The organism is Streptomyces sp. NPDC002623 (assembly GCF_053592635.1).
On the sequence record NZ_JBSFWB010000021.1, the window covers coordinates 22,852 to 35,487 of the forward strand.

Annotated in this window: 8 protein-coding genes; all 8 read left to right on the forward strand. The window is 72.4% G+C overall.

Going from position 1 to position 12,636, the window contains the following annotated elements; all coding sequences use genetic code 11:
- Positions 1-28: 28 nt before the first annotated feature.
- On the forward strand, positions 29-940 hold the full coding sequence (gene rsmA / locus ACWD4O_RS31995) for a 16S rRNA (adenine(1518)-N(6)/adenine(1519)-N(6))-dimethyltransferase RsmA (protein WP_451285227.1): 912 nt from the start codon (positions 29-31) through the stop codon (positions 938-940).
- Entirely contained in the window at positions 937-1,845 is a 909-nt protein-coding gene (locus tag ACWD4O_RS32000; RefSeq protein WP_451285229.1) for a 4-(cytidine 5'-diphospho)-2-C-methyl-D-erythritol kinase, read from the forward strand. Before rsmA ends, ACWD4O_RS32000 begins: the two co-directional genes overlap by 4 nt.
- Positions 1,846-1,931: 86 nt before the next feature.
- Positions 1,932-3,242 (forward strand): HEAT repeat domain-containing protein, encoded by a 1,311-nt coding sequence (locus ACWD4O_RS32005; protein WP_451285231.1) that lies wholly within the window; start codon positions 1,932-1,934, stop codon positions 3,240-3,242.
- A gap of 203 nt (positions 3,243-3,445) precedes the next feature.
- A complete protein-coding gene (locus ACWD4O_RS32010; protein WP_451285233.1) occupies positions 3,446-4,225 on the forward strand; it encodes an MHYT domain-containing protein in 780 nt (259 codons plus the stop codon).
- A gap of 267 nt (positions 4,226-4,492) precedes the next feature.
- Positions 4,493-6,454, forward strand: coding sequence for a sensor histidine kinase (locus ACWD4O_RS32015; protein WP_451285235.1), 1,962 nt, complete (start codon positions 4,493-4,495; stop codon positions 6,452-6,454).
- Between the two features lie 165 nt (positions 6,455-6,619).
- Entirely contained in the window at positions 6,620-8,428 is a 1,809-nt protein-coding gene (locus ACWD4O_RS32020; RefSeq protein WP_451285237.1) for an ABC-F family ATP-binding cassette domain-containing protein, read from the forward strand.
- Between the two features lie 191 nt (positions 8,429-8,619).
- Complete coding sequence (locus ACWD4O_RS32025) at positions 8,620-10,440, forward strand: outer membrane protein assembly factor BamB family protein (RefSeq protein ID WP_451285238.1); 1,821 nt, start codon at positions 8,620-8,622, stop codon at positions 10,438-10,440.
- 66 nt (positions 10,441-10,506) lie between these two features.
- On the forward strand, positions 10,507-12,576 hold the full coding sequence (locus tag ACWD4O_RS32030) for an outer membrane protein assembly factor BamB family protein (protein ID WP_451285240.1): 2,070 nt from the start codon (positions 10,507-10,509) through the stop codon (positions 12,574-12,576).
- Positions 12,577-12,636: the final 60 nt, after the last annotated feature.

Here is a 12,636-nt window from a genome sequence, read left to right on the forward strand (position 1 = left end):
CGACCGTGCGGCCCCGTACCCTTGTCCCGTGAGTACCAGCCCCGCCCCCGACGCCCTTCTGGGCCCCGCCGACATCCGTGAGCTGGCGGCCGTCCTCGGCGTGCGGCCCACCAAGCAGCGCGGCCAGAACTTCGTGATCGACGCGAACACGGTCCGCCGGATCGTCCGCACCGCGGGGGTCCGGCCCGACGACGTGGTCGTCGAGGTCGGCCCGGGGCTCGGCTCCCTCACCCTCGCGCTGCTGGAGGCCGCCGACCGGGTCACGGCCGTCGAGATCGACGACGTCCTGGCGAGCGCGCTGCCCGCCACGATCACGGCGCGCATGCCGCAGCGCGCGGAGCGCTTCGCGCTGGTGCACTCCGACGCGATGCAGGTGACCGAGCTGCCGGGGCCCGCGCCGACCGCGCTGGTCGCGAACCTGCCGTACAACGTGGCCGTGCCCGTGCTGCTGCACATGCTGGAGACGTTCCCGAGCATCGAGCGGACCCTCGTCATGGTTCAGTCGGAGGTCGCCGACCGGCTCGCCGCCGGGCCCGGCTCGAAGGTGTACGGCGTGCCGTCGGTCAAGGCGAACTGGTACGCGGAGGTCAAGCGGGCCGGCGCGATCGGCCGCAATGTCTTCTGGCCCGCGCCGAACGTCGACAGCGGGCTGGTGTCGCTGGTGCGGCGGGCCGAGCCGATCAAGACCTCGGCGTCGAGGCGCGAGGTCTTCGCCGTCGTCGACGCGGCGTTCGCCCAGCGCCGCAAGACCCTGCGGGCCGCGCTCGCCGGGTGGGCGGGCTCCGCCGCGCTGGCGGAGGCGGCCCTGGTGGCGGCCGGCGTCTCCCCGCAGGCCCGTGGCGAGGCCCTCTCGGTCGAGGAGTTCGCCGCCATCGCCGAGAACAAGCAGATCGACGAGGACAAGCAGATCGACGAGGACAAGGACAAGGACTCCGAGTGAGCGTCACCGTACGGGTGCCCGCCAAGGTCAATGTGCAGCTCGCGGTGGGCGCCGCCCGCGCGGACGGCTTCCACGACCTGGCGAACGTCTTCCTCGCGGTCGGTCTGTACGACGAGGTCACCGTGACCCCGGCCGACGGACTGCGCGTCACCTGCGAGGGCCCGGACGCGGACCAGGTCCCCCTGGACGTCACGAACCTGGCGGCGCGGGCCGCGATCGCGCTGGCCGGGCGCTACGGCCGCGCGGCCGACGTGCACCTCCACATCGCCAAGGACATCCCCGTCGCCGGGGGCATGGCGGGCGGCAGCGCGGACTGCGCGGGCGCGCTGGTCGCCTGCGACGCGCTGTGGGGCACGGGCGCGTCCCAGGAGGAACTCCTGGAGATCTGCGCCGAGTTGGGCAGCGATGTGCCGTTCAGTCTGGTCGGCGGCGCCGCCCTCGGCACCGGGCGCGGCGAGAAGCTGACGGCGCTGGAGGTCGGCGGCGCCTTCCACTGGGTGTTCGCGGTGGCCGAGCGGGGGCTGTCGACGCCTGCGGTGTTCCGGGAGTTCGACCGGCTGGCGCAGGGCCGGGACATCCCCGAGCCGATCGCCTCGCGCGACCTCCTCGACGCCCTCGCCAAGGGCGACCCCGACGCCCTCGCGGCCACCCTCTCCAACGAGTTGCAGCCCGCCGCCCTGTCCCTGTTCCCCGAACTCGCCGACACCCTCGCCGCGGGCCGTGCGGCCGGCGCCCTCGCCACTCTCGTCTCCGGCTCGGGCCCGACCACCGCCCACCTCGCCCGTGATGCCGCCTCCGCGGCGAAGATCGCGCAAGCGCTGACCGTCTCGGGCACCTGCAGGAGCGTGCGCGTGGCGTCGGGCCCGGCGCCGGGTGCGGCGGTGGTCGAGGGCGGCGGCCGGTAATTCGGCTGCCTCCGAGGGCCTGCGCGCTCTAGGATCCCCCGGCTGTCGGTCCGTCGAGAGGACCGGCGTGGGGGAGGTGGGCGTACATGGGGTCGGTCGAACTCGTCGCGGCGGTCCGGCGGGGGGACGCGGACGCGGTGCGGGGGTTGCTGGACGACGGGGGCGACCCCGAGCACCGCGATCCCGCGGACGGTGTTCCGCTGCTCTGTCTGGCCGTGGCCGCGTACGACGAGCCGGTCGCCGAGGCGCTGCTGGACGCCGGGGCCGATCCGCTGCGCCCGCTGGACGGGGTGCCGGGCGGGGATCCGGGACTGCCCGGCGGCGACACCGCGCTGACCCGGGCGGTGGACGGCGGCTCGTCCACGATGACCGGTCGGCTGCTGCCGGAGCCCGTGCTCCTCGACGCCGACGCCCGCGCCGCACTGCTCGCCCGCGCCCGGTACTGGGCCGAGGCCGACATCGAGGCCGAGCTGCGCCGCAGCACGGGCGCGGACGGGCCGGTCGAACGGCGGCGGGTGTGGGAGGAGCCCCTGCGCGCCTCCTGCTACGAGAGCTTCTCGCTCGGCGGCCGGACCGTGTGGGACGGCCATCTCGGCGTCCTGACCGTGCTGGAGGAGCGCTTCCGGATGCCGGTGCCGTTCGACGAGCTGCTCGCGCGGGCGCTCACCCGTCCGGACCGGGACCACGGGGTCTGGACCGATGTGGTGATCCGCCTCGCCGGCTGTCTGGGGGCCGAGGACTGGGCGGCCGCCGAGGCGCTGCGCGATCATCCCGACCGGCTGCGCCGGCTCTTCGCCGCGGATGTGCTGCGGTGCCTCGTCATCGGGTTCGGCGGGATGTTCCCGCGGTCCTCGACGGTGGTCGAGAAGGAGGCGTCCGAGGTGTTCCTGCCCTGGGCCCGGGAGGAGCGGGACCCCGAGGTGCTCGCCCAGGTGCTGAGCGGGCTGAGCGAGGAGTCGGGGGGCTCGGACCGCTCCGACGAGATCGACGCCGTCGGGCTGTCGTACGTCGGGCATCCGGATCCGCGGGTGCGGCGCGAGGCGGTCGAGACCCTGCGCTACGAGCTCACGGCCATGCCCCGGGACAAGCTGGACGCCGTGTTCGCGTTGGCGCGGGACCCCGATCCCGCCGTGCGCGAACGCGCGGTCTACTGGCTGGCGCACTGTCGCGGGGAGGCGCCCGGTCTCACCGACGTGCTCGCCGGACTCGGCGACGACGAACTGCGCAAGACCCGGGTGCACGCCGCCCGCGGGCTCGCGCTGCGCGGTGATCCGCGCTGTGCGGAGGCCGCGCGCCGACTGCGACCGCTCGATGCCGAAAGATGGCCGGATGCAGACCTTGTGGATGCGATGTGGAGGTACGAGCGGGGCGAGGTGAAGGGCTCGGGGAGGGTGTGAAGAATGCGTTTGACCTGCATGGTTATACGTTCGGAGGTGTAACCCACGTCACGGAAACTCGATGTTCGACATGGTCTCCATGGTCCCTTTCGCGCCGTCTGTGTCTCAGGGGCGGATGGCATGATCAGCCAACCCCCGTCTGCTGTTACCGGCGGTACCGCGTGCGCGCGCCCTGTTCGCGCCACGGCCGAGAGGAAGTCCCCATGGGGCACATGGATCACTTCAGCGCCGGATGGGTCACCCCCGTCCTCTCCTATGCAATGGCCTGCGTCGGCTCGGCGCTCGGACTGCGCTGCACCGTCCGGGCACTCGAGGCGGACGGCGCCTCCAAACGCAACTGGCTCCTGCTGGCCTCCCTCGCCATCGGCTCCGGCATCTGGACGATGCACTTCATCGCCATGCTGGGCTTCAGCGTCGACGGCACCCCGATCCGCTTCGACGTCCCGCTCACCGTTCTCAGCCTGCTGATGGCCGTCGGCGTGGTCGCGGCCGGCGTCTTCACCGCCGGCTACGGCCGCTCGCGCGTGACGTCGGTCGTCCTCGGCGGCCTCGGCGCCGGGCTCGGCGTCGCCGCCATGCACTACACCGGCATGGCCGCCCTCAACCTGCACGGCCGGGTCGGCTACGACCCGACCCTGGTCATCGCCTCGGTCGCGATCGCCGTCGTCGCCGCGACCGCCGCGCTCACCCTCACCCTGATCGTGCGCGGCCCCGTGCTGGCCGCCGTCGCCGCCCTCGTCATGGGGCTCGCGGTCAGCAGCATGCACTACACCGCGATGTGGGCCGTCAGCATCAACCTCGCCCCCAGCAGCGCCGCCCTGCCCGGCGCCACCGCCACGGAGTTCATCTTCCCGCTGGCCGTCGTGCTCGGCTCCTTCCTCTTCCTCACCTCCGCGTACGTCGCCCTCTCCCCGACCGGCAAGCGCCACGAGGCGGCCGTCGCCGCGGAACTCCTGCGCCAGGTCGAACTGACCACGGCCTGAGCGGTGTTCGAGGCCCGCGCGCTCACGCCGACCGGCGTGCGCGCGGGCACAGGCGCGGGCGTGCGCGCGGAGCCGTCCGCCCGGTGCGCGCAACCGACCGCCGCCTGACCTCCGGTCACCGGCCGTACCCCGAGCGGGGGGAGGCGTGAACGGCATGCGCACGCGCCGGTCCCGAGCGGTGCCCACGCCTGTCACACGCCTCCACGGGACACCGCGCCCGCCCCCCCCCGCATCGCCACCCCACCTCACCTCACCCAACGAGGCACCATGCGCATCCTCCGCACATCCGCCCGTCTGCGCCCGAGATCGGTGCGGGCGAAGATCGTCGCCCTGCTCATGCTTCCCGTCGTGTCCCTCATGGCCCTGTGGGGCTTCGCGGCGGTGACGACCGCCTCCAGCATCGGGGACACCGAGCGGGCCAAGGACGTCAACGCCGAACTGCTCCAGCCGGTCGGCGAGTTCATCAACGCGTTGCAGGCCGAGCGGACCGCCGCCATGCGGTACGCGGACGCACCCGACGCCTTCCGCAAGGCCGGCACGGTCACCAACGAGGCCGCCGCCGACCTGGTGGACGGCATCAACTCCTCCAGCTCCGACGCCGCACTCCTCGACACCACGCTCCCCAAGCGGCTGGACGCCCTGGAGGCCGACGCCGGCGGACTCACCGCACTGCGCGACGAGGCGACCGCCAAGAGCGCCTCCGCCTCCGTCGCCTACACGCGGTACTCGGCGATCGTCCAGCACGGCTTCGCCGCGATCGGCGCGCTCACCGGCGACGACACCACCGACTCGGCGTCCGAGGCGCGCGTCCTGCTCGAACTGGGCCGGGCCCGCGAGGCGGTGGCCCGGGAACAGGCGCTGCTGGGGGCCGCGCAGGTCCGCGGAAAGCTCACGAAGGACGAGTACGCGCTGTTCGTCGGCGCCGTCGCCACCCAGCGCGAACTGCTCGCCCCCGGCGTCTCCGACCTCCAGGCCGCACACCGGCCGGCGTACGCGGAGGTACTGGACGCCGACGCGTACGCGCGCGTGCGGAGCGTCGAGGACGCGGTGCGGACCGCGGGCCCCGGCGAGAAGGCCGTGTCGGCGTCCGCGCTGACCGGCTGGGACGCGGCCGTGTCCGGCGTCCTCAAGGGACTCACCGCAGCCGAGGACGGCGCCGGCACGGGCGAGACGGCGAAGGCCGACCCGTTCGGCTGGGACACCCTCGGCGCGTCCGGGATCGCCGTGGTGCTCGGTCTGGTCGGTGTGCTGCTGTCGCTGCTGGTCTCCGTGATCGTCGGCCGCGGCCTGATCGTCGAACTGCTGGACCTGCGCAACTCCGCGCTGGAGGTGGCCGGCCACCGGCTGCCGCAGGCCATGCGCAAGCTGCACGCCGGACAGGGCGTCGACATCGACGCCGAGGCCCCCATGCGCCGCCTCGCCGGCGATGAACTCGCCCAGGTCGGCACCGCCCTCACCGCCGTCCAGCGGGCCGCGCTCAAGGCCGCGTCCGAGCGCGCCGAGCTGCTCAGCGGGATCTCCGGGGTGTACGTCAGCCTGGCCCGCCGCAGCCAGGTGCTGCTGCACCGCCAGCTCGACCTGCTCGACGCCATGGAGCGCCGCCAGCACGACCAGGCCGAGCTGCACGACCTCTACCGCGTCGACTACCTCGCCACCCGGATGCGCCGCCACTCCGAGAGCCTGCTGATCCTCTCCGGCATCGCCCCCGGCCGCGGCTGGCGCGACCCGATCCCGCTGGCGGACGTGCTGCGGGCCGCCGTAGCGGAGATCGAGGGCGCCGAGCGCGTGCAGACCTGGGCGACCCCGCGCGTGTCGCTGGTGGGCGGCTCGGTCGCCGACGTGATCCATCTGCTCGCCGAGCTCGTCGAGAACGCGACCTCGTTCTCGCCGCCCAGCACCAAGGTCCAGCTGCGGGCCGCCCGGATGCGGGAGGGCGTGCTCGTCGAGATCGAGGACAGCGGCTTCGGCATGAACGAGGAGGCTCTCGCCGACGCCAACGGCAAGATCCAGTCCGAGAAGGTCGACCTTCTGGACGCCAAGCAGATCGGGCTGTTCGTGGTGAACCGGCTGCGCGAGCGGCAGGGGCTGCGGGTGGAGGTGCGCTCCTCGCCGAACGGGGGTGTCACCGCGGCGGTGCTGATCCCTGAGGCGTTGTTGCGGGACGACATGCCGCATGCGGCCGGGGGGCGGGGGCTGGCTCCCGCGGCGGGGTTGCTGCCCGGTCGCTAGCCGGTGGGTGTGGCGGTGCCGGGGGCTGCCGCCCCCAGGCCCCCGCTTCGGCCCTGAACGGGCCTCGTCCTCAAGCGCCGGACGGGCTGAAACGGCCGCCTGAACGGCACTGTCTCGCGCCGGACTACCCTGGAGGGTCGATCGATCCCCCCGGGCAGGAGAGAAATGGCCGTCAATCTGGTCAATGTCGAGAACGTCAGCAAGGTGTACGGGACCCGTGCACTGCTCGACGGCATCTCGCTCGGCGTGTCCGAAGGGGACCGGATCGGTGTCGTCGGCCGTAACGGCGACGGGAAGACGACGCTGATCCGGATGCTCGCCAAGCTGGAGGACGCCGACACCGGACGGGTCACGCACTCCGGCGGGCTGCGCATGGGCGTGCTCACCCAGCACGACTCCCTCGACCCCGCCGCGACCGTCCGGCACGAGGTCATCCGGGACATGGCCGACCACGAGTGGGCGGGCAACGCCAAGGTCCGGGACGTGCTGACGGGGCTGTTCGGCGGGCTCGACCTGCCCGGGTTCCCGCAGGGGCTCGACACCGTGATCGGGCCGCTGTCCGGAGGCGAGCGCCGCCGGATCGCGCTCGCCAAGCTGCTCATCGAGGAGCAGGACCTGATCGTGCTCGACGAGCCGACCAACCATCTCGACGTCGAGGGCATCTCCTGGCTCGCCCGGCATCTGCGCGAGCGCCGTTCCGCGCTCGTGTGCGTCACCCACGACCGCTGGTTCCTCGACCAGGTCTGCACGCGCATGTGGGACGTCCAGCGCGGTGACGTCCACGAGTACGAGGGCGGCTACTCCGACTACGTCTTCGCCCGCGCGGAGCGTGAGCGCATCGCCGCCACGGAGGAGACCAAGCGGCAGAACCTGGTCCGCAAGGAGCTGGCCTGGCTGCGCCGCGGCGCCCCCGCGCGGACGTCCAAGCCGCGCTTCCGCGTCGAGGCCGCCAACGAGCTGATCGCGGACGTGCCGCCGCCCCGGGACAGCAGCGAGCTGATGAAGTTCGCCTCCTCGCGTCTGGGCAGGACGGTCTTCGACCTGGAGGACGTCACCGTCCAGGCCGGTCCGAAGGTGCTGCTCCAGCACGTCACCTGGCACCTCGGCCCCGGCGACCGCATCGGCCTGGTCGGCGTCAACGGCGCGGGCAAGACCTCGCTGCTGCGCGCGCTGGCCGACGCCGCCCGCACCGAGGGCGAGACGCAGCCCGCCGCGGGCAAGGTCGTCGTCGGCAAGACCGTCAAGCTCGCCTACCTCTCCCAGGAGGTCGGCGAACTCGACCCGAACCTGCGGGTCCTGGAGGCCGTCCAGCAGGTGCGCGAGCGCGTCGACCTCGGCAAGGGGCGCGAGCTGACCGCCGGGCAGCTGTGCGAGACGTTCGGCTTCAACAAGGACAAGCAGTGGACGCCGGTCGGTGACCTGTCCGGCGGTGAGCGCCGCCGTCTGCAGATCCTGCGGCTGCTCATGGCCGAGCCCAACGTCCTCTTCCTCGACGAGCCCACCAACGACCTCGACATCGAGACCCTCACCCAGCTGGAGGACCTCCTCGACGGCTGGCCCGGCTCGATGATCGTCATCTCCCACGACCGGTTCTTCGTCGAGCGGACGACGGACCGGGTCTTCGCGCTGCTCGGCGACTCCAGCCTGCGGATGCTCCCGCGCGGCATCGACGAGTACATCGAGCGCCGGCAGCGCATGGAGGAGGCCGCGGCCGCCACCGTCCTGCCGGCGGGTGCGCCGAAGCCCGCGGCCGAGAAGAGCGCCGCCGACCAGCGCGCCGCCAAGAAGGAGCTCCAGAAGGTCGAGCGGCAGCTGGACAAGGTCTCGGAGAAGGAGGCCAAGCTGCACGCCCAGATCGCCGACAACGCCACCGACTTCGAGAAGGTCGCCAAACTCGACGCCGAGCTGCGGGCGTTGGTCGGTGAGCGCGACGAACTGGAGCTGCGGTGGCTGGAACTCGCCGAGGACGCGTGAAGGGTGCGTGAAGGCGCATAACGACGGCATCACAGGCCGGTCCTCCCTTGGGAACAGGGGCGGATCGGCCCCGGGAGCCGTCAGTTGCGGGTGATAGAAAGAGCCGTCTGAGAACTTTCTGAAGACGGCTCCGGGTGGGTCACTGACCTGGGGGCGTGGCTAAAAAACAGTGACATAGGGGGAACACGCTGATGGCTCAGCCGCCCAATCAGCCGCCGCAGCAGGGTGGTTTCGGAGCAGCACCACAGGATCAGCCGCAAGGCGGCTTCGGCGCACCGCAGATGCCGCCGCCACCGCCGCAGGGCCCGCCCGCGCAGCCGCCGCAGCCGCCCCAGGGCCCGCCCGCGCAGCCGCCTCAGCCGGGGTACGGCTATCCGCAGCAGCCCGGACCCTACGGGCAGCCCCCGCAACAGGGTCCCTACGCTCCGCAGCCCGGCCCCTACGGCTCGCAGCCGGGCCCGTACGGCTCGCCCGCCGGCCCCTACGGCCAGCAGCCCGGCTACGGCTACCCGCAGCCGCCCCAGTTCCCGGGCGCACCCGGTGCTCCCGGTGGTCCCGGTGCGACTCCGCCCGGCGGGCGCAACCCCTTCAAGGGGCGGCCCGCGCTGGTCGTCGGGGCGGCGGCAGCGGCGCTGCTGGTGATCGGCGGGCTGGTGTTCGCGGTCACGAGCGGCGACGACGGCGGCAAGAAGCCGGTCGCCGGGCCCAGCGACGACGGCAAGGCCACGGCCACGTCGAGCGGCGGCCCGGTCAACCCCGGCGACGGCAGCGGCGACGGCGGCGAGGACACCGAGGACTTCAACGCGGGCCGCCAGGCCGGCGAGGCGAAGGTGCTCTGGTACAAGGAGGCGCCCGACGCGCCCGCGTCCGGCGCCGACGCCCCCGGCATGTGGATCACGTCCAAGGCGGCCGTGAAGGCGGCCTACAAGGACGTCGTCGCGTACAACGTCGGTGACGGCAGGCCGACCTGGGACGCCGTCAGTTTCCCGCAGGAGATCTGCGCGGTCACCCCGCAGAAGACGGCGGACGACAAGGTCGTCGTGGCGTACATGAGCGGCACCAGCGACCGCGCCAAGTGCAACCAGCTCCAGCAGATCGACCTGAAGACCGGCGCCAAGGGCTGGAAGGGCGTCGTCGCGGACGGCGCGCTGTTCGACAGCGCGATCACGATCGAGCTGTCGCTGACCGGCAACACGCTGATGGTGGGCCGCTCGCAGTCCGGGACGGCGTACGACGTCCGCACCGGCAAGAAGCTGTACGACAAGCAGAAGTACGGCGACGCGTGCTTCCCGACCGCGTTCGCGGGCGGCGCCCGGCTGATCGCGGTGGCGTCCTGCGACGCGACCGAGGCCACCGAGCACGACGAGATCCAGGAGCTGGACCCGGCGACCGGCAAGGTCAGGTGGACCCAGAAGTTCGACACCGGATGGACGGTCGCCAAGACGTACTCGGTGGACCCGCTGGTCGTCTACAGCACCAACGAGGACAAGAACACCTGGAACATCTCGACGTTCAAGCCGGACGGCTCGTACCGCTCGCAGGTCGGCTTCGACGAGGACTTCGCCCCCGACTGCGACTCCAGCTTCCTGCAGCGCGACCTCACCGGCTGTGTGGGCACGGCCTCCGATGCCAACACGCTGTACCTGCCGACCGAGGCGAGCAGCGGGCCCAACGAGATCGTGGCGATCGACCTGTCCACCGGCAAGGAGAAGTGGCGGGTGACCTCCCCGACCGACGAGGCGATGCTGCCGGTGAAGGTCGACGGCGGCAACCTCGTCGCGTACGTCGAGCCGTCGTACGACGCGGCCGGTCAGGTGGTGTCGATCCCGACGGCCGGGTCCGCGCACAAGACGACGAAGCTGCTGCAACTGCCCGAGAGCACGGCCGACATCGAGGACGGCTTCTACTCGCGTGACCTCGACTGGGTCGACGGGCGCTTCTACCTCTCCTCCACCCGGCTGACGGGCAACGACGACACGAAGGAGAAGCTGATGCTCGCCTACGGCAAGTGAGGCGAACCGCCGTCGTCCAGCCCCCGTCTCCCGAGCTTTCGAGCGTTCTCCCGAGGTACCCACACCATGACCCAGCCGCCGCCCCCGCCCCCGAACCAGCCCCCGCAGCAGCCTGCCCAGCCTCCGCAGCCTCCGCAGCAGGGCGGGTTCGGCCCGCCGCCGCCCCCACAGGACGCCGTCCCCGCGGACGTCGTCCCGGCGGATGCGGCGCCCCAGCCCCCCGCCCCTGACCTGGCGAAGCCCCCGGCCCCGGCCCCGGGCTACGGCTACCCCCAGGCTCCGGGCCAGGCCCCGCAGGCCCCGGGCCAGCCGCCCCAGGCACCCCAGGCACCCCAGGCCCCGGGGCAGGCCCCGCAAGCGCCCGGGCAGCCTCCGCAGGCTTCTCCGCCTGCTTTCGGGGCTCCGGCGGTGGCCCCGGCCGGGCCGCCGCAGCCGCAGCCGGGTTACGGCTACCCGCAGGCCGCGGCCCCCGCGCCCGGGTACGGGTACCCGGCTCCGCAGCCTCAGCAGCCGGGCGCCCCGGCCTACGGGCAGCCTCAGCAGCCCGGTCCGTACGGGCAGCAGCCCGGTTACGGGTATCCGGGGCAGCCGGGGTACCCGGGGCAGCCGGGTCCCGGCTATCCGGGGCAGCCCACCGTGCCCATGTACGGCCAGGTCGGCGGGCCGGGCCAGGGGCCGGGCCCCGGAGGCAAGAAACTCAACGCGCAGGTGCTGATCATCGTCTCCGCGGTCGTCGCGATCGCGCTGATCGTCGGCGGCGGCATCTGGTACGCGTCCGGCGACAACGGCAAGAAGGAAGAGACCAGTTCCGCCGGTCCGACCGGAGGCGGAGACGACAAGGGCGACTCGGGCGGCACCGGCGGCACGTCCTCCGGCGGCAGCGAGAAGGTGCCGGCCGACCCCGCCTCCACGCTGCTCTTCAAGATTCCGATGCCCGTGGTCAAGAAGGACGACAGCGTCGGCGTCAAGGGCTCCTGGGTGACCGACAAGGCCTATGTGAAGACCGGCGTCAGCGAGATCGTCGGCTACGACCTGGACAAGGGCACCAAGCTCTGGTCGATCAAGCTGCCGGGCCCGGTGTGCGAGACCAGCAAGTTCGCCACCGACGACCACCGCACCGCGATCGTCTTCCAGGCGAGCGCGGCGGAGACGGCCCGGTGCGATCAGATCGGGGCGATCGACATGGCTGCGGGCAAGCAGCTGTGGACGAAGACGGTCACTTCCGGTGACTATGCGATCGACTTCGAGAACGTCACGGTCAGCGCGAACACGGTGGCCCTGGGCAGCACGGACGGCGGCGCCGCCTTCGACATCGACTCCGGCAAGGTGCTGTGGTCGCCGAAGCCGGCCGACACCTGCTACGACGCCGGCTACGGCGGCGGCCCGAAGCTGGTGGCGGTGCGCAAGTGCGGCGACTACGACAACCCCGAGCTGCAGATCCAGACCATCGACCCGGTCTCCGGGAAGGTGATCTCCGAGTACAAGCTGGCCACGGGCATCGACTACGCGTCCGTGGTGTCCACCGAGCCGCTGGTGGTGGCCGCCGACGTCGGCGACAGCGCCGGTGACGGCAGCGGCATCTCGGACTTCTTCTCCATCGACAACAAGACCGGCAAGCTGCGCACCCGTATCTCGGTGCCGGGCGACGACTACGCGGCCGACTGCGACGGCATCACCAAGGTCGAGGACTGCAAGGGACTCGCCGTCGGCAACGACCGGATCTATGTGCCCACCGAGGAGCACGACGGCACCGGCGAGTACAGCCGCACCAACGAGGTCATCGCCTTCGACCTGGCCACCGGCAAGCAGACCGGCCAGCGCGCGGACGCCGGCGACGGCTACACGATCTTCCCGCTGCGCATGGACGGCAACAATCTGATCGCCTACAAGCGGCCGCCGTACGACAAGGGCGGCCAGGTCGTCAGCGTCGACGGCGGCACCTTCAAGGAGACCGTGCTGCTGCAGAACCCGTCCACGGACTCCGTGCGGGACCTGGAGACCACCCTGTCCCCGGAGTACTCGGAGGTCCTCTTCGTCCAGGGCCGACTGTTCATGTCGGAGGTGTACGCCGACGACGGCGCGACCTCGGGCGGCGACCCGCAGTACCTGGCGATCGGGTTCGGCGCGGGCAGCTGATCGTGAGCCGTCGATCGTCCGCTGATCGTCTTAATCGTGGCCGCGGCCCCGTCCCTGCTC

Bases quoted from the DNA above. Each gene is read 5' to 3' on its own strand.
- ACWD4O_RS32010 (WP_451285233.1), top strand. From the start codon at position 3,446: ATGGGGCACATGGATCACTTCAGCGCCGGATGGGTCACCCCCGTCCTC.
- ACWD4O_RS32015 (WP_451285235.1), top strand. From the start codon at position 4,493: ATGCGCATCCTCCGCACATCCGCCCGTCTGCGCCCGAGATCGGTGCGG.
- ACWD4O_RS32005 (WP_451285231.1), top strand. From the start codon at position 1,932: ATGGGGTCGGTCGAACTCGTCGCGGCGGTCCGGCGGGGGGACGCGGAC.
- ACWD4O_RS32030 (WP_451285240.1), top strand. From the start codon at position 10,507: ATGACCCAGCCGCCGCCCCCGCCCCCGAACCAGCCCCCGCAGCAGCCT.
- ACWD4O_RS32020 (WP_451285237.1), top strand. From the start codon at position 6,620: ATGGCCGTCAATCTGGTCAATGTCGAGAACGTCAGCAAGGTGTACGGG.
- ACWD4O_RS32025 (WP_451285238.1), top strand. From the start codon at position 8,620: ATGGCTCAGCCGCCCAATCAGCCGCCGCAGCAGGGTGGTTTCGGAGCA.